Source organism: Natrialba swarupiae (assembly GCF_008245225.1).
Classification (GTDB): domain Archaea; phylum Halobacteriota; class Halobacteria; order Halobacteriales; family Natrialbaceae; genus Natrarchaeobius; species Natrarchaeobius swarupiae.
Genome location: NZ_VTAW01000020.1, coordinates 1 through 23,200, shown reverse-complemented (window position 1 = coordinate 23,200; position 23,200 = coordinate 1). Strand labels below are relative to the sequence as shown.

Below are 23,200 nucleotides of genomic sequence, written 5' to 3'. Positions count from 1 at the left end.
ACCGACAGCGGGCGACGCAGCCACTCGACGTCCGCGTGATCGTCTCCCCTCGACGGAGTAACCGACATTCTCTGACCGATGCGAATCGCGCGTCTGGCGGGCCAGTATCTGGTTCGGGTCCTCGTCGATCCCTGCCGAAACGGAGCTATCATAGCCACTAAAAGTCAGTTTATCCACCGATCGCACGATAGCTGTGCAATCGGGTATAAACAGTTGCAGTTGGTACTATATTGTTCTCCCTGCTGAAGACGCTGGCATGGGGCTGCAGCTACGAAACCCGTTCCGGTGGCCATTGACCGTCCTCGGCGGGATTCTCGTCCTGCTCGGAGAGGCATTCTTCACCGGCCAGGCCTACCGCCGCTGGCCGGACGAGTTCTCGCCGCTCACCCACTACCACAGCGACCTGGGCATGACGGTCGGTGGTCCGCCGGGTGCGAACACGGCACTGGGGGCGCAGTACTACAATGCGGGCCAGGTGTTCATCGGCCTCGCGGTGATCCTGTTCATCGGCGGCCTGTACGTCTACTACACGGGGGATCGCCGACGGGACGCGTTGCTCACCATCGGCCAGCTCGCCGGGATCTTCATCGGGGTCGCACTGATCATGAACGGCGTCTACTCGCTCGATTTCGAAACTGGCCACGCGATGTGGGTCATTCCGATGTTTCTGGGAATTACCATCGGACTCGTTCCGATCAACGCGGCCCTCTATCGCTACCCGGGATTTCCCCGGTGGATCGCCGGCTACGGCGTCCTCGTCGCGATACTCCCGCTGGGTCGGTACCTTCTGATGTACGTCACTGCGGATCCGCTCTTTATTGCCGAATGGATCCTCATCTACGCCGCGTTCGTCTGGATCTTTCTCGTCACCATCGACGCGTTCAGAAGGGGAGTGCTGTCGAACGGGTTCAAACGAAGTTCAAAAGCACACCAGCGGGACTCGCCAGGAAATCCATTTCGATGGTCTCTCACCGCCCTCGGCGGACTATTCCTGCTCCTCGGTGAAGCGTTCTTCACCGGGATGGCGTACTCCCACTGGTCAGGCGCGTTCTCCCCGTTATCGAACTTTCACAGCGATCTCGGGGGCACAGTGGCCAGCGGTCGTGGCGCGAACACCGCTCTCGGCGCACAGTTTTACGATGCCGGCCAGATCTTTCAGGGACTTGCCCTGATACTATTTGTCGGTGGATTGAATATTTACTACACCCGGAGTCGTCGACGGAATGCGGTACTCGTGGCCGGGCAACTAGTCGGACTCTTCGTCGGGGTCGCGCTGATCATGAACGGGATCTACTCCGTCGATTTCGACGGACACGCGGCGTTGGTCATCCCACTGTTTCTGGCCTTGAGCGCGACGCTCATTCTACTCAATATCGCGCTGTACGGCCACCCACAATTCCCTCGAGTCCCAGCCGTCTACGGCGGACTCGTCGGACTGATTCCACCCGTAATGTTGTACGTTACCACCCCAATGCTCGAGTCTCCGTTCGTCGTGGAGTGGATCCTCATCTACGGCGCGATGCTCTGGGTGCTCCTCGTGGTCGTCGACGTGCTTTTGGGCGAGATACAGCAGTCCAATTAGGGGACCAGCGAGACGGCGGAGGAATAACGTCGGAACCGACGTGGCGAGTCACACGTCGACGGACACGTTGGGATTCGACGCACTCGGTCCACCACTAGCGACGCGTCTGCGGATGTGCAACGTTCATACTGTCGGACAGCAGTCACTGACGCGAATTCACAAGACAGGCGCGGCGAATGCTCACACTATAGTAACAACTGCAACTATTTACACACTGATCGCACAGAAGTCGTGCGATTAGGTGTGCATTGACGTGCAGTGGCTACTATAGTTCTGTTCGACGGTATCAGTCCGTGGCAGCCGTTTCGGTCCGATTTTCCGGAACGCCCCCCGTGTGCTCCGTGCCGGGAATCGTCTCACGGTTCGTCAGGTTTGCGCCACCGTAGACGACCACGAGCAGTGTCGCGACGGCGAGATAGACGATCGTCATCGATACGTCTACCGCGAGGGACGTTTCGATCACCTCGATATCGATTTCCCACGGGTACAGCAACATACTCACGTTGTTGGCCGCGTGGAACGCCATCGCCAGCAAGACGCTGCCGCCGGTGCTGTTGTACACCCACGTGATCATCACCGACGTTCCGATCGTCTGCAAGAGATACAACACCGGAGGGATTTGCGAGTAGTAGGTACCCGGAACGAAAAACAGCGGCCCGTGCCAGAGCGCCCACACGACACCGATCACGATGCTTGCAACGAGCGCGGTGTATCGTTCCTGGAGTCGCGGCAGCGCGAACCCGCGCCAGCCGAACTCCTCGAGGCCGCCCTGGAGGAACAGTTGAAAGAAAAAGTAGCCGACGATCAAGCCCGTCCGCTCGGGCAGCAGTTCCGGCCGTGGCGGGTCACCGGTGAGGACCACGATCAGCACCGTCGAGCTGACGACGAGAACGACTGGCAACCCGACGATTGCGATCAGGTACCAGCGAAGTCCGGTCCGCCAGATGAGAACTTGTCCCGCCCACTGTCGGAGGCTTCCGCCGGTTACCCACGTGAGGAGTGCCGCAGCGAGTATCGGCCCTAACACACCGATCGGAATCAACGGGCGGCCGGTGACGATTTCGATACCGTGAGCTGTCCACGTGAACGCGATGGCGAGGACGAAAAAGAGTGTGACTTGGTGGGATCGGGCAACCGCTTGCAGATCAGTATTCATGGACGGTTCCCCAAGCGGCTATTCCGTCTCCCGTGGCCAGCGGCGAGCTCCCTTGCGTCACTCGAGCGGATATCGTCGCACAACGTTCCTCGAAGCCGAGGGCAGTCACAGTGACTGGGCTGACCACGCTCGTGTAGCTCGTGGAAGGTGATACACGCACTCGCCCGAAGTGACCGATATCGACGTGTGTCCTCGCCATCACCGGTGGTGGGATAGTACCCACACTGACACGATCAGTGGTCGAAGTAATAAACCCCCAGTCACGGGGAGTGGTAATGGACTCAGACGGCCTCGACACCGCTGTCTCCCGAAGGGGCCGAGACAGATCCACGAAGCGGGGTGGCCGCTCGAAATTACCGACGAGCAACGACTGCCAGCGTCTCCGGCCGGTCGTGAACGCGCTCGAGGGTAAAGCCCGCCTCCTCGAGTTGACTGGCGACGTCGTCGGGACCGAATCGTTCGTCCATCGGCGGTCCCTCGTCGCCAGCCCCCGAAGCGGACCAGTCGACGGTGACGAGACGACCCCCTGGTCGAACGACGCGGACGAGTTCCGCCATCGTCTCGTCGGTGGCGTACTCGTGATGTGTCATCGTCGAGAACGCGCCATCGAGTTCGTCGTCGTCGAACGGCATCGAGTCGACACCGGCCGTGACCAGTTCGACGTTTTCGAGGAGCCCCACCTCACGGTGGTACTCGTGCATTTCCTCCTGGACATCGACCGCGTACAGCGTCTCGGCGAACGGTGCGACCTCCCGCGAGTAAAATCCCGTCCCCGAACCCAGGTCCGCGACGACGAAATCGGACTCGAGATCGAGCATCTCGAGCAGTTCCTCGCGCGAACAGAATCGGTAGCGAGATGGATCCTCGAGTTTGTCGGCGCGGTCGGTCGGGAACGTGTGAAATCCCATGTGTATACGATTGGGCGTCAGTCACAAGAGTGTACGCTTTTGCGTTCGGCCGGTCCGGTCCGCGTCCTGACCCTCGAAACCCCAGTGGCACGTCGTACGGACTGCTGTCAGTCAGTAACGGTGTGACCGCGAGCAGTCCTGGGATTCCACCGGAATATCGTCACAGCAGACCGTGTCAGCCGTCGAAACGGAGCAGACGTAACCCGATCAGGCTAACGAGGACGGTCGATCCCTCGTGACCGATCACCGCGACCGGGAGTGGGATCCCGGCAGTGAGAATCGCGATCACCATGATCGCGATCGCCCCGAACGCGATGGCGAAGTTGATATACAGGGTTCGTCGGGTCTCCTTGCTGAGTGCGAACGCGTAGGGGAGCCGATCGAGTTTGTCCGACATGAGGACGATATCGGCCGTCTCGAGTGCCACGTCGGTTCCGGCGCCACCCATGCCGATGCTGATATCGGCCGTCGCGAGTGCGGGGGCGTCGTTGACCCCATCGCCGACCATCGCGACAGCCTCGTGGCGCTCCTGAAGCGTCTCGACGTGATCGACTTTCTCCTCGGGGAGTAGTTCCGCGTACACCTCGTCGATTCCGAGTTCGTCGGCGATGTACTGGGCAACTCGTTCGTTGTCGCCCGTCAGCATGACGATCTGTTCGACACCGCGCTCGCGGAGTTTCGCGATCATCTCGGCCGCGTCGGGCCGGATCGTGTCGGTGAACGCGAGCCAGCCGAGAACGGTCGGACGATCGTCGACCGAAGCGCCATCAGCGGGTTCGCTGACGACGAGGACGGTCGTCTTCCCGTGGGCCTCGAGCTCACGAACGGCCTCGAGTCCAGCCGTTTTGCCGTCGATCGGTCGCCCGTCCAGGACGGTTTCGACGTACCGTGGGTTACCGATGTGGATCGTCTGCTCACCGACGGTCGCGTGGACGCCTTTGCCGACGACTGCCTCGAACTCGGTCGCGTCGGGCACGTCGAGCGAGCGGTCCTCGGCGGCCTCGACGGTCGCCTCGGCCAGGTGGTGTTCCGACCGGGACTGGACGGCCGCCGCGAGCGTCAGCAGTTGGTCGTCCGTCAGCGTTCCGTCTTCGACCGAACCGTCGAGTACGTCGCTCTCGACGATGCCGCCGTCGGTGGCGGCACACGCGTTCTCGCGCGCGTTTACGTCCGTGAGTCGAGTGTTCCCTTCGGTCAGCGTCCCCGTCTTGTCGAACGCGATCGCGTCGACGTTCCCTGCCGTCTCGATGTGTTCACCACCTTTGAACAGGACGCCCTGTCGACCGCCGGCGGAGATCGCCGAGAGAACGGCCGCCGGCGTCGAGATGATGACCGCACACGGCGACGCGGCGACCATGAGCGTCATCGCGCGGTAGAACGTCGGCTCGAACGCGTGGTTCAGGACCGCAAGCGGGAACCCGATCGCGACGACGGTCATCGCGAAGACGCCGAGAACGTAGGGTTGCTCGAACCGGTCGATGAGTTGCTGGGTCGGCGCTCGCTTCTCCTGGGCTCGCTCGACCATGGCGATGAGTCGGGAGATCGCCGACTCCGTGGCCGCTCGAGTGACCCGGACCTCGAGACTCCCCGTCTCGTTGATCGTCCCGCTGTACACCTCGTCTCCCGGCTCCTTCGCTACGGGGACCGACTCGCCGGTGAGCGAGGACTGATCGACCGTGCTCTCGCCAGCCTCCACGATCCCGTCGAGGGGCAGTCGCTCACCGGGGCGAACGACGAACACGTCGCCGATCTCGACTTCGTCGACTTCGGTCGTCACTTCCGTCCCGTTCCGGAGAACCTGGGCCGACTCCGGTCGCATCTCGACCAGCGACTTGATCGCGGTCCGCGACCGGCCGATGGCGTACTCCTCTAAGACCCCCGACAGCGAGAACAAGAACAGCAACATCGCTCCTTCGAACGGCGCGCCGATGTAGAGCGCACCGAGTGCGGCGACGATCATCAGGAGGTCGATCTCCACTTCGGGTACTCGCAACGCTTCGATGCTCGCTTTGAGCCCGTACCAGCCGCCGAAGGCGTACGCGGTGCCGTAACAGCCCCAGACGAACCACGGCGGGGCCCCGAGCCAACTGCCGAGAAGTCCACCAACCATTCCGAAAAACGTGAGAGCGACGAAGATCCCCTGACGCCTGATTTCCAGACGCTCCGTCAGCGCCGTTGGCTCGTCGACGGCCGCTGGCGCGGGGCCCGATTGCGTCTCCATACGACTCGTTTGAACCCGTCGTGGATAAGCGTTCACGTGATTCGTCTCGGATGGGAATCCGGATCGTACCGGAGTGAAACAGCAGCGGCCGGTGCACGTCTGCCCGAACAGTATTGTGTAAACCCCACAATTTATTGGTGACGAGTACGTACAGTAGCCTAATGAGTGACTCACTCGAGGAAGAACGAGAACAGATTCGCGAACAGAAGAAACGAGAGCTCCAGCACCGGCTCGAAAACGGCGGCGAGCTGGGTGAAGACGCGGCAGTGACCCCATCCGAACCGATCGCGATCGAGGGACAGGACCATCTCGAGGCGGTCGTCGACGAACACGACGTCGTGCTCGTCGACTGTTACGCCGACTGGTGTGGCCCGTGTCAGATGCTCGAGCCGACGATCGAGGCGCTGGCCGAGGAGAGCGACGCGGCGGTCGCGAAAGTCGACATCGATCGTCACCAGCGACTGGCCCAGCAGCTGGGTGCACAGGGCGTGCCGACGCTGATCCTCTATGCCGGTGGCGAGCCAGTCGAGCGGACGGTCGGTGCACAGAGCAAGGGCCAGCTCGAGAAGCTGATCGACCGACATAGCACCTCTGCCTGACGGATTCTTCTCACGGGTTCGCTCGCTGGCGCTCAGGGCGAATCGAGAGCCAGTTCGTTTCAATGTGGAAAACAGCGGCGTCAAGCGACCGTCTCCGCGAACAGCGGTGTCAGGGAAGCGTCTCCGCGAACCAGTCGGCGGCGACGTCGGCGACCTCCTCGAGTTCGCCCTCGCCCCCGAAGAGGTGGCCCGCGCCCTCGACGACGTACAGATCGTTCTCGCAGCTCAGCTGCTCGCGGGCCTTGCGGTTGCGTTCGAGAATCTGTGTGTCGGCCCCACCGACGATAAACAGCGTCGGTGCCCGAACGTCGGCGAGCACCGCCGAAGCCATGTCCACGCGCCCGCCGCGGGAGACCACGGCGTCGATGTCGTCCTCGAGACGCGCGGCCCCGCACAGGGCGGCCGCAGCGCCCGTACTCGAGCCGAAGTAGCCGACGTTCGCGCTCCGCGTCTCCTCACGGTTCCACAGCCACTCGGTGACCGCGACGAGCCGATCGGTCAGCAGCGAGATGTCGAACCGATTCTCGCGATACTGGTCTTCGGCCTCGGTCAGCAGGTCGAACAGCACGGTGGCGAGTCCACGATCGCGGATGACGTCCGCAACGAAGTTGTTGCGCGGGCTCTTCCGACTCGAGCCGCTGCCGTGGGCGAAGACGACGATACCCGACGCGTCCGGCGGCATCTCGAGTACGCCCTCGAGTTCGACGTCGTCGACCGGAATCGAGACGAGGCTGTCAGGATCCTGGACCATACCGGATCCGACGACGCGAAACGCCTTGATGCCAGGGGGACAGCTGGCGGAACTCACGACGCGACTCACCGCCCTACAGTTGGCCCAATTCCAGGAGGGGACGCTGTCGAAGGATAGTTCCGATCGCTACCGGCGTTCGACCAGTGCGTCGGCCTTGCTGCGGACCCGTATCGGCTCGAGCTGGTCGGCGAACGACATCGCTTCCTCGAGTTTGGCGCGGGTTTCGGCGTGGATCGTGTACAGCCGATCGCCGGCTTCGACCTCGTCGCCGACCGTCCGGTGGACGACGAGCCCGGCTCCGCTGTCACGCGGTGCACCGGCGCGCCGGGCGAGGTCGGAGAGCTGCCTGTTGTCGACGCGACTCGCGATCCCGGCCCGATCTGCCCGTATCGTCGTCGACTCCTCGCCGGGATCGAGATCCGCCGACTCGACGTCGGGATCGCCACCCTGTGCGGCGACGATCGACCGGAACCGCTCGAGTGCCCGGCCCGACTCGAGGATCTCAGTCGCGGAGGCATCGACGCCACAGTGCTCGAGAAGCATCTCGGCGAGTCGGAGCGACTTCAGCCGGAGTGACTCGGGGCCGTCGCCTTCGAGTACGGCGAGGACGTCACGAGCCTCGAGGACGGGACCGACACCGCGACCGATCGGATCGGTTCCGTGGGTGATCGCACAGTGGATATCCATCTCGAGGTAGTCGCCGACGCGTTTGAAGTCGTCCGCGAGTTCCCGGGCGGCGACCAGACTCTCGACTTTCGCCCCTTCGCCGTAGGGGATATCGATCACGACGTGACTCGAGCCGGCGCTCCGTTTCTTCGAGAGCACCGACGCCATCAGCAACCCCTCGGGATCGATCGACAGCGGGTTCTCCGCGCGGATAATCTCGTCGTCGACGGGTGAGAGGTCGACGCCGCCACCCCAGACGAGACAGCCGTTGGTCTCGTCGACGATCCGTTCGATCTCCTCGATCGAGAACTCGACGTCGCTGACGACCTCCATCACGTCCGCGGTGCCGGCCGGCGAGGTCACCGCCCGCGAGGAGGACTTTGGCATCGTCACGCCAGCCTCGGCGACGATCGCGACCATGATCGGTGTCACGCAGTTGCCCGCGACGCCGCCGATCGAGTGTTTGTCCGCGACGATGGAGGCGTCCCACTGCAGTCGCTGGCCGACGCCGCTCATCGCCTCCGTCAAGTTCTTCGTCTCCGCCAGCGAGAGCCCGTTCGCGTAGACCGCGGAGACGAACGCACTCAGCTCCACATCCGAGAGGCGGTTCTCGTGGATGTCCCGGACGATCCGCTCGAGTTCCTTCCGCTCGAGTTCGACGTCGTCTAGTTTCTTCCGCACACACCGGACCGAGGGTGGCGTCCCCGCGAGCGTGACCTCGACGTCGCCGTGAACGTGATCGAGCGGTTCGGTTACGCCGACGGTACCCGCCTCGACCAGTTCGTCGGTCCGCTTGACGATCCCGGTCGTCGTCGCCCCGTCCCAGGCGATCCGGACGCGGTCGAGCGGGTGTGCGCCCAGTTCGTCGGCATCGACCGTATTCAATAGGACCAGCGGACGAGACGTGCCGATATCGATCGTAGTGGCCTCGAGTCGCATTCGTTCGTCGAGATTCACCGCGAGGACAAAAGTGGAGCGACCGGTTGCCCTCGAGGTGGCGGCCACGGCCAACCCGTCGGAGATTCCGGGTAGTGGTCCGGCCCATCTGTTATATGATCTCTCGTCACGTTGACTCCCTCGAACCGATGGACGGCACTGCTAGATTCGACGACCGAACGGACGCGGGCGAACAGCTCGGCGAGGAACTCCGCGAGAGGGGCGTCGACGCGGATCTCGTCCTCGCGATTCCGCGGGGCGGACTGCCCCTCGGACGCGCAGTTGCGGACGCACTCGACGCGCCGCTCGACATCGTCGTCGCGAAGAAAATCGGCGCTCCCGGAAATCCCGAGTACGCGATCGGGGCCGTCGCAAGCGACGGGAGCGTCTGGCGAAACGAGCAAGCGTTTCGCGTCACCGACGCCGACGAAGCGTACTTCCAGGAGCAACGCGAGGTCGAGGCTGACGCCGCCAGAAAGAAGGCCGAGCGCTACCGAAGCGGGCGGTCTCCGCCGGTCTTCGACGACAAGACGGTCGTCGTCGTCGACGACGGCGTCGCGACAGGGTCGACCGCCAGGGCCTGTCTCTCGCGTCTCGAGGCGTCCGACGCCGGTCGGACCGTCCTCGCAGTTCCGGTCGGCCCACCGGACACGATCGCGGATTTCCAGGCGCAGGTCGACGAAGTCGTCTGTCTCGAGACGCCGGCTGGCTTTCGTGGCGTCGGCCAATTCTACAGGGATTTCACGCAGGTATCGGACGAAGATGCGATGGAGTACCTCGAGCGATGACGATCGCCACCACGTCGGCCCGACACGGAGACGTCGGCCGGGACGTTCCGCGAGTGGAAAACCCCACTGACTACGTGATGGCCGGTCTCGAACGATCGAGTATCGACGCGGGGCCGCGGCCGTACAGTCTGGACGACCAAACCGACCGATCAAACCCATGAACATCGAAGATATCGTTTCGACCGAGTTCGTCGAATTCACACCAGACACAACCGTATCGAAGCTCGTTGGCACGTTCGCCGACGCCGACGTCGAAGGCGTCGTCGTTCGCGGAGATACCGTCGAGGGCGTCGTCACCCGGCGACAACTCGCGAGCTCGCACCGCCAGCCAACGGAGAAACTCGGCTCGTTGGTGTGGCACGTCCCCCGACTGGCACCCGACGAGGACATCCGAGAGGTGGCACGGTTGATGATCGACAGCGACTCGCAGTTGCTCCCCGTCTTCGAGGGGCGTGACCTGATCGGCGTCGTCACCGCCGACGTCATCCTCGAGAAGGTGACGCCGTACCTCGACGCGGCGACGGTTGCCGAGGCCCAGTCGGCGGATCTGGTCACGCTCGATCCGGACTCGACGATCGGGTCGGCGCTGAATCGGTTCCGCGAGCATCGCATCACGCACCTGCCCGTCGTCGAGAACGATTCGGCGGTTGGGATACTCAGTCTGTACGACGTGACCACGATGACGGTTCGGGCGGAAGTCCAGAGCCAGGGCGGTGACGCTGGCGGAACCGACCCCTTCGGCGGCGAGATTTCCTCGAGTATGGCCCGGTCCCGTCGCGGCGGGTACGGCTCCCGCGAGGGCGAGTCCGCCCGGATGCTCGACCTCCCAGTCCGGGACGTGATGTCGACGCCCGTGAGGACGATCGAGCCCGAGGAGACGCTCGACGTCGCCGTCGGGGAGATGCAGGAAGTCGGCGGTTCGTCGCTGGTCGTGACGCAAAACGGCTCTCCACACGGGATCGTCACTAAGACGGACGTCCTCGACTCGCTGACGTGGGAAGCCGGCGGCAACCGCGGCGTGCAGGTGTACGGAACCAGCCTGATCGAGGACGTTACCTACGAGGAGATCGTCTCGATGGTCGAGACGTTCGACGACCGGGACGGCAAGATGAACGTCCTCGACGCGAAAGTTCACCTCCACGAACACGACGAGAAGCGCCGCGGCACGCCACTGTTGCTCGCCCGCATTCGTCTCCACACCGACCGGGGGCTGTTCGTCGCTTCCGGCGAGGGCTACGGCGCGAGCCACGCGATAAACGAAGCCCGCGACGTCCTCGAGCGACAGATCCGCGACCAGAAGACCGACGGCCGAACGAAGAAACCGCCCAGCGAGGAGTTCTGGGAGAAGCGCTTCGGCTGGCTGCTCGAGGAGTGACGCTCGGGAAACGACGAGCGTTCGCTGCTCTCGTCGGCGAACGATCGGCCCCGTCTTCACAAGGGCTCTGTCCGACAGTCGGATCACCTGACGACCGTCACCGGAAGCGGTCGCCCGTTCGACCAGTGACTTCGCGACGCTGCCAATCATCGCGTCGGTCCACTCCGAGCGGCCGCGGTGGCCGACGAAGATCGCGTCGAACCCCTTCTCGTCGGCGTAGTCGGCGATTTCGGTCACCGGATCACCATAGAGGAGTTCGGTCTCGACGTCACGGCCGTGTTCGGCGGCGACGTCGGCTGTGTCCTCAAGCAAGTCGAGACCTCGCCGTTCGACGTCGTCGATGCTCTCGAGGGTCAGCCGCTGGTCTGCATCCCACAGCGAGACGCTTGCAGACTTCGCTCGCGTATCGCCATCTCGAGTTCGGTCGTCTCGAGCACTCTTCGACCGGATCAAGTTCTGGTGAACGCGCTGGCAACCTCACGACGGCGAGTTTGTCACGGACCGCGAGACTCGTGACGACCGACACCCAAAAATACGGTCCTGCTTAGTACAACAACCAGTATATGTTTTCTCGATTAGCATAGTATGAGAACTATATATTTGCGTATTCCGCGGTTAGGTACTGTTCGGACCGCACCTGACAGACACGTCCAGTCGCGTCGTCTAGACAATCCAACGAACAGGTCCATCTGCCGCCGCATATTTGACCCCCCGAAGAACGTTTCTGGACACAGGGCTCGATTCAGCGGCTGTCGGTCGTTGTTTTTGATGTCACAACCTCACCTCTTTGAGCAACCGCCGACAGCTCGGGATTGATACGGTCTGAGATGAGTGATTGCCGGTCGATCGCTCGCCGGTCCGTGATCGACAGGTACCAGCAGCCCGTATGAGTAGTCAGTATCGTACGTCTTATCGAGAGACTGCTGGACGGGCATCGACGTTCACGCCGACACGTCTAACCCAGCTTCTTCGGGAGGTTCGTGGACCCCCTGTTCGAAGTGTTATAAATAATTTAATATATTGGTTGTTCCCCCAGATTAGTGAACATCACTAACGGCCTGCTCAACTGACTCGATATCGAGTCACTCGAGCCAACTGTAGCTTGTTCATTGGGCAAGATTGTGCTGCTCGGCAATGTAGTCCGCTCTGCTATTTACGCTCCCCAAAGGGTATAAATTATGTAAGATAATAGCAGCTGTTCGGAACGAACAGAGTACGGGTGTGAACGGGGCCGCGATTTCACACGACAGATACGGATTGCTGTAACTGTGTACCGCCGCACCCAGAGAGTGGGTCCCCGGGGCGGCGGTACTGACTGACAGCAGGCTGCATCATACTGTCAGACAGCAGCCAGTGCAAAGTCGGTCGCAAATGTGCGGCCATCTCAGGTGACCAGCCATCGAATCGTTCCGTCCGGTAGTATCAAACGCCGGCGATCGAATTAGGCAATTATTGATCGAACTATCCCTAATTTACATACATACACGTGTAAAGGAGCCTGCAATATTCGTAGGTTCTAGCAACCGAGTGGCAGATTCGATCGGCTGGCTGTGGCGGTCGCTACCGGGCGAAAAAACTGTATAGCTACAACCCCTACGCTGATCTAGCTCAACCATGGCAGACAACCAAACCGACGAGGCCCTCAACGATCTCCCTCCGAGTTCGAAATTTATCTACAAAACGCTCGCGGATAACGGACCGATGACTCTCAAAGGGCTGACCGAGGAGACGCTGCTCTCGTCGCGAACGGCTCGGTATGGAATCGATCAACTCGAGGAAGCCGGGCTCCTCGATTCGTCACCGGCGCTTCACGACGGCCGCCAGACGTGTTACAAACTGACCGACGTATCCGCCGGTGGCGATGACGAAGGCGACTTGACGGTGCTCGTCTCGCCCGAGTGGGTCGAGCAGCGACTCCAAGAGTTCGAACGGGACGACCCCTCCCTTCGACTCGTCGAAGCGGACGGCGAGTACGACGACGGACACGTTCCGGGAGCCGTGCAAATCGATGTCCTCGCCGACCTCGTCGATGTCAACGGTTGTGGGATCGCCGACAGGCGGTGTTTCGAAGAGCACCTCGCCAGCCGCGGCATCACGGAAGACAGCACAATTGTCATCTACAGTACACACCAGAACCAGTACGCTGCCTATCTGTTTTGGCTGTTTAAGTACTACCGTCATACCGACGTTCGGCTCCTTGACGGCGGAAAGCGCCGATGGGAGGAGACTGGACGTCCGACGACCACCGACGAGCCGAGCGTCTCCCAGCAGACGTACGAAGCGCCCACTCCAAACGAACAGATCCGCGCCTACCGAACCGACATAGAAGCGGCTCTCGCACGAAATATGACTATCGTCGACGTCCGATCGGAGCCCGAGTACGAGGGCGACCGAACGAAGCCACCGAACAAAGTCCTCCCTGAGGCCCGTGTTGCGGGTCACATCCCCGGCACTGTCCACATTACGTGGTCGGAAGTAATCGACGAGAACGGGCGATTCAAGGATCGATCGGAACTCGAACGACTGTTCCACCGCCACGGCGTCGAACTGGACGTGGAGACGATCGTGTACTGCCACGTCGGCGAACGATCCTCGATCGTCTGGTTCGTCCTCTCCGAACTGCTCGGCCACGACGCCGTTTCCAACTACGACGGCTCCTGGATCGAATGGGGGAACCTCATCGACGTCCCCATCGAAACGGAGATCGGCGAGTAACCGACGATCCGGTTTCCCGCCACTGATCACCCCTCGGCGTCTCGTCGCTCGAGTTGCCACACTGCGACGTGATCGCAGCGAGCCACACCAGGTGTCCGCAATATTTTCACCAACGAGTCGGACGGCGTCCATCAGCCGGTATTATCTCGCCTACGTACAGACTTAGGTGTTATAATACCCTTATTTGATGGTGTATGGCTACAATAGTTGTCGTCGGCTCCGGTTCTGGCGGTGCGATGACCGCGAACCTCCTCCGTCGCAAACTGGACGCTGGCGAGGTCGACATCACCGTCGTCGACAAGAGCACCGATCACTACTACCAACCGTCGTTTTACCTCATCCCGTTTGGATACCTCGAACCCGATCAGTCGCGGAATGTCGGTGAACTGCTCAAGCCGGGCGTCGAGTTCGTTCACGACGCCGTCACCGGTATCGACCCCGACGAGGAAACCGTCTCGCTCGCGGACGGGAACGATCTCGAGTACGATTACCTCGTCGTCGCGACAGGACATCGACTCGATCCGAGCGCGATGCCGGGACTGACCGAAGCCTGGGAAGAACACGACGACGTCTACCCGTTCTACCACTACGAGGCCGCCCTCGAGATGCGCGAGGCGCTCGAGAACTTCGACGGTGGGACGTTCCTCGTCACCCAGCCCGATACGCCGATCAAGTGTCCGGGTGCGCCGCTGAAGCTGACGATGCTCGCGGAGGACTACTTCCGTCGGCAGGGTATCCGCGACGACGTCGAGGTCGTCATGAGCCGTAACGCCGAACACCACTTCGGGGTTCAGCCCTACCGCGACAAACTGTACGAGATCTGGAACGACCGTGATATCGAGTTCGTCGAGAACTTCTCGGTCGACCGGGTCGATCCCGATGCGGGCGTCGTCTACGGGGCTGACGGCGAAGAGATCGAGTACGACCTCTACGCCCCGGTCACCCCACAGTTCGGTCAGAAAGCAATCACTGAGGAATCGCCGCTGACCGAGGGCTCCGAGGACGGCGAGTACGTCACCATCGACCAACACACCTGCCAGCACGACGACTACGACAACGTCTTCGCGCTGGGCGACTGCGAGAACGCACCGCACTCCAAGACCGCGGCGGCCGCCCGCAAGCAGGCCCACGTCGTCGCGAAGAACCTGACGTCGCTGGTAAACGATCGGCCGATGCTCGAGGAGTACGACGGCTACGCTGCCTGTCCGTTGCTCACGAAGAAGGGCAAAGCGCTGATCGCAGAGTTCGATTACGAGGGGCCGATCTCCGCACCCGTCGAGAGCAAGATGAACTGGATCATGGACGTCAACGTCCTCCCGTCGGTCTACTGGGACGCCTGGATGAAAGGCTACGATCCACTTCCGTAATATGGCTCAAAACGACCAATCGGTAGACGGCGACTTCGACGAGACACCCCTCGAGGCCGCCGACGTAACCGAACTCGCACTGACGCTCGAGGAAAACGACGAGGAACTCGCCGAACTGCTCGAGACGCTCGTCGTCGTCCAGAGGCTTTCGGCAGACCTCGCGCCCGAACTCCGCGAGGCCGCCCACGACTCCCGCGAACCCATCGCCGAGTTACGAACGGCCCTGGAGCAAGAGGAGACGCTCGTGCTCGTCCAGCGGGTCGGCGAGAACGCCGATACGCTCGTCGAACTGCTCGAGATGCTCGAGGTCGTCGACGATCTGGTCGGCGATCTGCTCCCGGAGCTCAAGACGGTCGTCCGTGAGAACCGAGAGACTATCGCGCGGATCCGGGTCGCACTCGAGCGCGAGGAAACGCTGACGCTGCTCGAACGGCTCGGTGAGAACGAAGAGACGCTGATCGAACTGCTCGAGTTGCTCGACGTGACCTACGAGCTCGCGGAGGACCTGGTGCCCGAGGCTGTAGCGGTCGTCCAGGAGAACCGCCAGCCGATCACGGAGCTTCGGATGATGGTCGCTGGATTCAGCCACGCCTACACCGACGCCGATCTCGAGCCCTATCAGCTCGGACAGAACCTCGGGAACATGCTCGCGCTGGGATGTCGTCTTGGCGACGAGGAACTCATCAACTCCGTCGAGTCGGGTCTCGGTGCGTTCACCGAGGACGAACCGCCGAAAAAGATCGGCCTGCTGGGGATGCTCGGTGCGCTTCGCGACGACGACATCCGGCAGGGACTCGGCGTTCTCGTCGAGTTCCTTCGGCGGATGGGTTCGGCACGGTCGAACTAGTGGCGGTCCAACCCTGAACTAATGGGTGAAACCGATGGCAGTCAGCCGGTTTCACCCATCAGTCGACGGTTGGAACGGTACTAGGTGCAGTGCAAATCGTTTCGTTTGTTTCGTTTTGTTTTGGCCCTATCTCCCACCAGCGTGCGTTATTGCCAGCCACGGCACCGTTTTCGAATAGCGAAAAAACCACCCGTATTCTCAGACCTGAATGAGGAAAGGGAGAAAAATTTCTTTTTGAATAGGAGTTATAGTTGGTGGGTCCGTAAGCCAAAACGCAATGACTGACGAAAGCGACGAGAGTGGATTCCCACTCATCGGCGACCAGTTTCCCGAACTCGAGGTAGAGACGACCCACGGTCCAAAGTCGATTCCGGACGACTACGAGGGTAAGTGGTTCATCCTCTTCAGCCACCCCGGTGACTTCACGCCGGTCTGTACGACGGAGTTCGTCGGCTTCGAACAGCGCCGCGAGGCGTTCGAAGAGCTGAACACCGAACTGATCGGCCTCTCGATCGACCGCGTCCACTCACACATCAAGTGGACCGAGTGGATCGACGAGGAGATCGACGAGAAGATCGACTTCCCGATTATTGCCGACGAAAGCGGCGATGTCGCCAACGCGCTCGGGATGGTCCATCCCGGCCAGGGGTCATCGACTGTCCGTGCGGTCTTCATCGTCGACCCTGATGGGATCACGCGCCAGGTTCTCTACTACCCCAAGGAGATCGGCCGCAACGTCGACGAGGTGTTGCGCTCGCTCGAGGCACTCCAGACGTCCGACCAGGAAGGTGTCGCACTGCCGGCCAACTGGCCCGAGAACGAGAACTTCGGCGATAAGGTCCTGCTCTCACCGCCAGGAACCGTCGACGAGGCTGAAGCACGAACTGCCGAAGCTGACGAGGAGGGCTACGAGTCCTACGATTGGTGGTTCACGCTGAAAGAACGCGAGTCGTAAGCGAACCTCTGTGACGCGACGGTGAGTTGCCCGGCTGAGTCTGTTCCACGATATACCGGGCTCACTTCCTGCCAGTTTCATTTTTGTCGGCGACAACACGAGTCTGAGCCGCCAGTTCGTCGAAAGCGTATAAGTAGCTTCACGACCGATAGAGATGTATGGGTGAAGCTACCGTGAGCAGCGACCCTGATGAGCTGGTCGACCGGATTAACGAGCTAGCAGCCAGCGGCCCGTCGACTGACGGCAAACAGTCGCCAGTCAAACAGTTCGCACTCGAGCTGGTCCTGCAGTACCACGACCGGATCAACGAACGCTACTACGAACGTGGCCGCTCGGACGTCGAAGCAGAGGCTCGCACGCTCGACGAAGCTGGCCTCTCGACAGCCGGCATCGTTCTGGCCATGAGCGCGACGGGCCGGCCAGACGTTTCGGAACGGATGGTAACTGCGTGTCTCGAGTAGCACGTTGCCAGTTGATGGTTGCGCTATAGTAACAACTGAAACTGTTTACACACCAATCGCGTAGCCTCCGTGCGATTGGGTGTACACTGGCTTTCAGTGACTACTGTAGTGTTGCAGGACGCGTGAGGAGGGACTAAACACCCGCTAGGATACATTTTTACCTGTCCGACGACAGCTTTCGAGCACATGCATACGGGATTCGATTACGACGTTGCAGTCGTCGGTGGCGGACCCGCTGGGTTGACGAGTGCGCTGTACACGACACGGCTGGCACTTGATACAGTGGTCATCGACCGGGGTGGTGGACGTGCCGCAATGATGCAAGAGACGCACAACGTGATCGGTATCACGGAGGAAACATCGGGCAACGAACTGCTACAGACCGCCCGCGAACAAGTCCAGGGATATGGCGCTGACTTCGAACGGGGGTTCGTCGAGTCGGTGACGCCGCTCGGTGATGCGGCCGATGACGGCTTCCGCGTCGAGACGGATGCTGAATCCTATCGGGTCTCTCGGGTCGTTCTCGCAACGGGCTTTGCCGACAAACGGCCCGATCCACCGCTTCCGCCAACCGGCCGGGGACTGCACTACTGCCTCCTCTGTGACGCCTTCATGTTCGTCGACGAACCGGTCTACGTGATGGGGGCAAGCGAGGCTGGCGCACACGTCGCGATGATCCTGTTGAACTTCACCGACGACGTCGACTTGCTCACCCGTGGCGAGGACCCGTCCTGGAGCGACGAGACGGCGACGATGCTCGAGTACCACCCTGTCGACGTCGTCACTGCTGAAATTACGGGGATGAACAAGAGCGACGACGGCTGGCTCGAGTCCTTCGAGTTCGAAGACGGGCAGGTTCGTGCCTACAGGGGCGGCTTCCCAATGTACGGCTCTGCCTACCACGACGAACTCGTCGCGGGACTCGACATAGAGCACACCGAGGCCGGTGCCGTCGCCGTCGACGACTACGGCCAAACGTCGGTCGACGGCGTCTACGCGGTCGGCGACCTCACGCCGGGATACAGCCAGATCCCGGTCGCGATGGGCGAGGGAGCGATCGCCGGCATTACCATCCACAAAGAACTGCGAACGTTCCCGCGTTCGCTCGAGGAGTTCGAGGCGGAGGGTTCGGTTACCGACCCGGACGTACCGGCACTCTCCGCTGGACTCGCCACAACGGCAGTCGAACACGACGGTCACGCACGCTCCTCGGACAATCGCGCCAACGAGTAACAATCCGGTGTCGGCAACTTCTGTACCTTCTTGCCCCTAGTCCGTCACAGACTGCCCAAAAGGACCAATTATTCTGGCTGCTCGAAGTCTTAATATTGGGCAGTTCAAGGTTCATACTGTATGCCAGAGGCCATTTCGGCAGCAGAGCTACGGGATCGAATCGAAGCTGACAATCTCGACGTGCTCTTTGACACACGAGCACCGGAAGACTACGAGGACTGGCGCATCGCCGAGGCTAAAAACGTCGAGTACTCCGGCAGTGAGGACGAACTCGTTGGTGACTTCGACCCCGAAGAGTACGACACGAACGACGAAGTCGTCGTCACGTGTGCAACGGGGCGCTCGGCCGGCAAGTTCGCCGCGTACCTCGATGAGGTCGAGGGCTTCGACAACGTCGCCCACGTCGAGGGTGGCATGGAAAACTGGAGTCTGGTCTACGACGTCGTCCCGATCGCGACCGGGCGAGATGACCTCGAACTCCTCCAGTTGCAGCGTCGTGCAAAGGGTTGTCTGGGCTACCTGATCGGTTCGAAACGCACCGGCAAGGCAGCCCTCGTCGACGTCACCCGGGCAACAGACGCCTTCGAGGGTGCTGCCGCCGAGCGTGGCTACGAAATCGAGCGGGTCTTCGACACGCACATCCACGCCGACCACATCTCCGCGGGCCGGAACCTCGCCGAGAAGTACGGCGTTCCCTACCATCTCGGTGAGCCCGCCAACACGCGTGATCCGCAGTTCGAGTTCGACGGCCTCGAACCAAACGAGACCGTCGAGGTCGGCGACGTCTCCATCAAGGCGGTCCATACGCCGGGTCACACGACCGGTATGACTTCCTATCTCGTCGAGGACGAGGCATTGCTGACCGGTGACACGCTGTTCGTCGAATCGATCGGTCGTACCGAACTCCAGTTCGCCGGCGAAGATGCCAAATCGGGTGCCCGCGTCCAGTACGAGACGCTCCAGCACAAGATCGGGACGTTGCCCGACCACGTCAAGATCCTGCCCGGCCACTTCTCGCTGACCAACTGCGGCGAGTATATCGACGTCGAACCCGGCATGCCGATGTTCTCGACCGTCGGCGAGATCTGGGCGAAAAACGAGATTATCCAGCTCGAGGAAGACGCGTTCGTCGAACACATGTTCGACAATCTGCCCTCCAAACCCCCGAACTACGAGAAGGTCATCGAGACGAACCTCGGCGTCTACGAACCCGACGACGAGGACGAACGCAACGAACTCGAGCTCGGTCCCAACCGCTGTGCCGCGACCGAGGACAGCGCCGTCGCTGACGATTAATTCGAGGACACGCCCATCTACACGACTATGCTCGGAATCGAAGGTGGAGTTACCGGCGCGTTCGGCGTCGTCGGTTTCATCCTCGTCCAGGCGATCGTCCTCTACGTCGCCTACGGCTGGCTCGAGTCGATCGCCAAGACGATCCGCTCCGACAAGGTGAACTGATCGATGGAGATACTGGGACTCAGCCTGACCCTGCTCGTGTTGTTCGTCAGCTTCGGCTTCATGGTCGGGGTGTTGTTCGGCTTCTTCGGGATGGGCGGATCGTTCCTGATCACGCCGACGCTGTTGATCCTCGACTACCCCGCCTCCGTCGCGATCGGGAGCGGGCTGGCGTTTTACTTCGGGACCTCCGTCATCGCCGTCCTGAAACACTACGACGTCGGCCAGGTCGACTACAAACTCGGCGCGATCCTCTTCGTCGTCCTCTCGATCGGGATCGAACTCGGCAGTCGGCTCGTCTTCGCCCTCGAGGCGCTGGGCGTCGCCGAACTCGTTACGGGCATCGCGTACATCCTCCTGCTCGGCGGGATCGGGGCGCTGTTCCTGCGACGCGCCTACAACCTCGAGGACGAAGACGAAAGCGAGGCGGACGACGCGGACGGTGACGAGATCCCAGCGATCGGACAGAAGATCCAGTCGTACACCGTTCCGCCGATGATCTCGCTGACGTCGGGCGGTCGAGCCTCGGTGTGGACGATCTCCGGCGCTGGCGGGAGCGTCGGCCTCGTCTCGGGACTGATCGGCGTCGGCGGCGGCTTCATCCGCATGCCTGCCATCCACTACCTGATCGGGACGCCCCTGACGGCTGCGGTCGGGACGAGCCTGTTCGCCGGGCTGTTCTCGGGTGCGTTCGGAACGTTCACCTACGGCATGTCCGGCAGCGTCGATCTGACGGTGGTCTCGCTTTTGCTGGTTGGGAGCGCCCTTGGCGCCAAGATCGGCTCGGCGGCGACGACGATCGTCGAGGAGAACGACGTGATCGTCTACTTCGGCATGATGATGGTGTTTGCCAGCGTCGGCATCGCGCTTTCGGAACTCTCCGACTGGTTCGCCACCGATTCACTCGAGTTCGTGAGCGTCTTCCTGTTAGTCGGGTCGTCGTTTTTCGTCGCCGCGATGATCCTCTACCAGGTCGTTCAGCAAACCGGATCGGACGAATCACACGGACAAACGACCCTTGACGGAGGCGACTGATGTCTCCGCGGGGACGACAGCACAGCGCTGCTACTACCGGACAACAGCCAGCATACATCCGGTCGCGTCTGGGCACCTGTTGTGTCCCGCGATGGCGTCTCGAGTACGATCGGTGTGTGTATCGTTTTGTCCAGCAGTATGAACTACTCGGGACCACCAATACCGGACTGCTGCGTGGTTCGCCGTGATGCTCGTCGCAATCGTTGCGCTGATCCTGACACTGGGTGTCGCCTCCCGGGTCCTCGCGGATCGGCTCCGGATTCCGAGCGTCCTCTTTCTGATCGTCGCCGGAATCGTGATCGGACCCGCAGTGCTCGGCTTCGTCTCGCGGGAGACGTTCGGAAACGGACTCTCGGCGATGGTCGGTGTCAGCGTCGCGATCATCCTCTTCGAGGGTGGCTACCACCTTCGCCTCGAGAAACTGCGTGAGAGCCCACGGGCACTGACGCGGATGGTGACGGGAGGGGCAGCGATCACCTGGCTCGGGGCGGCCGCCGCCGTCGTTGTCTTCCTCGAGACGAGTATTGAAGTCGGGTTGCTGGTCGGCGCGTTGCTGATCGCGACGGGACCGACGGTGGTTGGCCCGATCCTACAGGTTGTCACCGTCCGTGACCACGTCGCCGCTGTCCTCGAGGGGGAGGGCGTGATCAACGACGTGACCGCAGCGATCCTGGTGGTCGTCGTCTTCGAAGTGTTAATCGCCGGAGATGGCGGTCTCACACACTTCGTTGCTGATTTCGCGTGGCGGCTAGGTGTCGGACTGGCGGTCGGTGCCCTCGTCGCCGGGACCGTGTGGCTGGTGCTCAGTCACGGAGATCTTACACCGAAAACCGGACCGTTACATGCGCGGTTGATCGTGCTTGCAGGGATCGTCGTCGCCTACGGTGGTGCCGAACTGATCGCCCACGAAACGGGGATCGCCGCTGCCGCGATGGCCGGGTTCGCGCTCGGCAACATCGACCTGCCCCACCACGAGGTGGTGATCGACTTCCTCGACGACCTGTCGGTGGTCGTGCTGTCTTTCGTCTTCGTCGCACTGGCGGCGCTGATCGATTTCGCGGACATCCGTACGCTCGGGCTGGCCGGGCTCGCCATCGTCGTCGCGATCACGATGGTGCTTCGGCCAGCGGTGATCTATCTGTCGACGACTAGCGAGCGCTTTACCCGCAGCGAGCGGCTCTTTCTCTCGGCGGTCGGTCCACGAGGGATTATTCCCGCAAGCGTTGCGACGCTGTTCGCCGTCGAACTCCAGGCTCTTGGACGACCCCAGGAGGCCCAGCTGCTCGCCGGCACCGTCTTTCTCATTATCTTCGCGACGGTCGTCCTCCAGGCCGGCCTCGCACGACAGATCGCAGACTACCTCGAGGTGTCACCAATGCGCACGATAATCGTTGGCGGAGGCCGAGTCGGCCTCTCGCTCGCGGAACGGCTCGAAAAAGACGGAGAAAACGTACTGCTCGTCGACTACGACCCCGACGCGGTCGAAAAATCCCGTAAACGGGCACTTCGCACGCTCGAGGGCGACGGGACGGACGCCGATGTCCTCAAGTCTGCTGGGGCGTCGGACGCGAAGACGGTCATCGCCGCGACGCCGGACGACGACGTCAACCTGCTGGTCTGCCAGCTCGCGAAGACGACCTTCGGCGTCGAGAAGGTCGCCTCGCGAGTCAACCAGCCCGACAACGTCGACGCCTTCGAGTCACTCGGCGTCCGGGCGATCGACCTCTCGATGGCGACTGCCTGGTCGCTCGAGAACGTCCTCGAGCGCCCGTCGCTGTCGGCCTGGATGAACGAACTCGGTCGGACCGGCGACGTCCAGGAGATTGAGGTGACAGCCCCCGACCTCGTTGGGAAGACGATTGCCAAAGTCAACGCCGAGATTCCCGACGGCTGTATCGTCGGCCTGCTCACCCACCAGGACGGCACGACTGAGGTGCCGACCGGCGATCATCGATTGCAGGACGGTGACCGGGTGACGTTTCTCGGGCAGACTGACGCGGTCGACAGGGCTATCAAGCGATTTCACCCACACGATTGAGCGAGCCCTCCACGGACACGACGCTGTAACCATACCCTGTTTCACGTTCAATCTTAGTTCGCCAGAGGGGAGCAGATCCCCGTCAGACTCCACCCTTCTCGGCTGAACT

19 protein-coding genes and 2 pseudogenes are annotated in these 23,200 nt (G+C 61.9%); 14 read left to right on the top strand and 7 right to left on the bottom strand.

Annotation, left to right across the window (positions count from 1 at the left end; all coding sequences use genetic code 11):
* Positions 1-256: 256 nt before the first annotated feature.
* Positions 257-1,582 carry a hypothetical protein gene (locus FYC77_RS20745; protein ID WP_238386965.1) on the top strand — a complete coding sequence of 442 codons (1,326 nt, stop codon included), beginning with the start codon at positions 257-259 and terminating at the stop codon, positions 1,580-1,582.
* Positions 1,583-1,868: 286 nt separating this feature from the next.
* On the opposite strand, the gene FYC77_RS14385 is transcribed toward FYC77_RS20745, so the two are convergent.
* From FYC77_RS14385 to FYC77_RS14375, 3 genes are all read right to left on the bottom strand, one after another.
* Positions 1,869-2,738, bottom strand: coding sequence for a CPBP family intramembrane glutamic endopeptidase (locus tag FYC77_RS14385; RefSeq protein ID WP_149082192.1), 870 nt, complete (start codon positions 2,736-2,738; stop codon positions 1,869-1,871).
* Positions 2,739-3,091: 353 nt separating this feature from the next.
* A complete protein-coding gene (locus FYC77_RS14380) occupies positions 3,092-3,646 on the bottom strand; it encodes a class I SAM-dependent methyltransferase (protein ID WP_149082191.1) in 555 nt (184 codons plus the stop codon).
* 175 nt (positions 3,647-3,821) lie between these two features.
* Complete coding sequence (locus tag FYC77_RS14375; RefSeq protein ID WP_149082190.1) at positions 3,822-5,867, bottom strand: heavy metal translocating P-type ATPase; 2,046 nt, start codon at positions 5,865-5,867, stop codon at positions 3,822-3,824.
* A gap of 161 nt (positions 5,868-6,028) precedes the next feature.
* Here FYC77_RS14375 and FYC77_RS14370 point away from each other — a divergent pair, with 161 nt between their 5' ends.
* Positions 6,029-6,466, top strand: coding sequence for a thioredoxin family protein (locus FYC77_RS14370; protein ID WP_149082189.1), 438 nt, complete (start codon positions 6,029-6,031; stop codon positions 6,464-6,466).
* A 109-nt stretch (positions 6,467-6,575) separates the two neighbouring features.
* Here the strand turns inward: FYC77_RS14370 and FYC77_RS14365 are convergent, their stop codons facing one another.
* A complete protein-coding gene (locus FYC77_RS14365) occupies positions 6,576-7,217 on the bottom strand; it encodes a dienelactone hydrolase family protein (protein WP_149082249.1) in 642 nt (213 codons plus the stop codon).
* Positions 7,218-7,343: 126 nt separating this feature from the next.
* Positions 7,344-8,822: an AMP phosphorylase gene (locus FYC77_RS14360; protein WP_149082188.1), complete on the bottom strand. Its 1,479-nt coding sequence runs from the start codon at positions 8,820-8,822 to the stop codon at positions 7,344-7,346.
* 146 nt (positions 8,823-8,968) lie between these two features.
* On the opposite strand from FYC77_RS14360, the gene FYC77_RS14355 reads away from it, so the two are divergent.
* Together FYC77_RS14355 and FYC77_RS14350 are read left to right on the top strand one after the other, a co-directional pair.
* Complete coding sequence (locus FYC77_RS14355; protein WP_149082248.1) at positions 8,969-9,607, top strand: phosphoribosyltransferase; 639 nt, start codon at positions 8,969-8,971, stop codon at positions 9,605-9,607.
* A gap of 157 nt (positions 9,608-9,764) precedes the next feature.
* Entirely contained in the window at positions 9,765-10,982 is a 1,218-nt protein-coding gene (locus tag FYC77_RS14350; protein WP_149082187.1) for a CBS domain-containing protein, read from the top strand.
* An 83-nt stretch (positions 10,983-11,065) separates the two neighbouring features.
* Here FYC77_RS14350 and FYC77_RS14345 read toward each other — a convergent pair.
* Positions 11,066-11,369: pseudogene (locus FYC77_RS14345) on the bottom strand (universal stress protein); the annotation flags it as partial.
* A 37-nt stretch (positions 11,370-11,406) separates the two neighbouring features.
* A pseudogene (locus FYC77_RS21190) lies at positions 11,407-11,542 on the bottom strand (IS630 family transposase); the annotation flags it as partial.
* A 1,054-nt stretch (positions 11,543-12,596) separates the two neighbouring features.
* Here FYC77_RS21190 and FYC77_RS14340 point away from each other — a divergent pair.
* The 10 genes from FYC77_RS14340 (at position 12,597) to FYC77_RS14300 (ending at position 23,091) form a co-directional block, all read left to right on the top strand.
* Positions 12,597-13,697 (top strand): rhodanese-like domain-containing protein, encoded by a 1,101-nt coding sequence (locus tag FYC77_RS14340; RefSeq protein ID WP_149082186.1) that lies wholly within the window; start codon positions 12,597-12,599, stop codon positions 13,695-13,697.
* Positions 13,698-13,891: 194 nt separating this feature from the next.
* Positions 13,892-15,064, top strand: a complete 1,173-nt coding sequence (locus FYC77_RS14335) for an NAD(P)/FAD-dependent oxidoreductase (protein WP_149082185.1) — start codon at positions 13,892-13,894, stop codon at positions 15,062-15,064.
* A 1-nt stretch (position 15,065) separates the two neighbouring features.
* Positions 15,066-15,911 (top strand): DUF1641 domain-containing protein, encoded by an 846-nt coding sequence (locus FYC77_RS14330; protein WP_149082184.1) that lies wholly within the window; start codon positions 15,066-15,068, stop codon positions 15,909-15,911.
* Positions 15,912-16,188: 277 nt separating this feature from the next.
* The gene (locus FYC77_RS14325) at positions 16,189-16,866 is read left to right on the top strand and encodes a peroxiredoxin (protein ID WP_149082183.1); all 678 of its coding nucleotides are present in this window, start codon (positions 16,189-16,191) and stop codon (positions 16,864-16,866) included.
* Between the two features lie 158 nt (positions 16,867-17,024).
* The gene (locus FYC77_RS14320; RefSeq protein ID WP_149082182.1) at positions 17,025-17,327 is read left to right on the top strand and encodes a hypothetical protein; all 303 of its coding nucleotides are present in this window, start codon (positions 17,025-17,027) and stop codon (positions 17,325-17,327) included.
* Between the two features lie 186 nt (positions 17,328-17,513).
* Positions 17,514-18,560, top strand: a complete 1,047-nt coding sequence (locus FYC77_RS14315; protein ID WP_149082181.1) for an NAD(P)/FAD-dependent oxidoreductase — start codon at positions 17,514-17,516, stop codon at positions 18,558-18,560.
* Positions 18,561-18,680: 120 nt separating this feature from the next.
* Positions 18,681-19,856 (top strand): MBL fold metallo-hydrolase, encoded by a 1,176-nt coding sequence (locus tag FYC77_RS14310; protein ID WP_149082180.1) that lies wholly within the window; start codon positions 18,681-18,683, stop codon positions 19,854-19,856.
* 27 nt (positions 19,857-19,883) lie between these two features.
* Positions 19,884-20,021 carry a DUF7512 family protein gene (locus FYC77_RS20515; protein WP_202911843.1) on the top strand — a complete coding sequence of 46 codons (138 nt, stop codon included), beginning with the start codon at positions 19,884-19,886 and terminating at the stop codon, positions 20,019-20,021.
* A gap of 3 nt (positions 20,022-20,024) precedes the next feature.
* Positions 20,025-21,053: a sulfite exporter TauE/SafE family protein gene (locus tag FYC77_RS14305; RefSeq protein WP_149082179.1), complete on the top strand. Its 1,029-nt coding sequence runs from the start codon at positions 20,025-20,027 to the stop codon at positions 21,051-21,053.
* A 187-nt stretch (positions 21,054-21,240) separates the two neighbouring features.
* Positions 21,241-23,091 (top strand): cation:proton antiporter, encoded by a 1,851-nt coding sequence (locus FYC77_RS14300; RefSeq protein WP_149082178.1) that lies wholly within the window; start codon positions 21,241-21,243, stop codon positions 23,089-23,091.
* Positions 23,092-23,200: the final 109 nt, after the last annotated feature.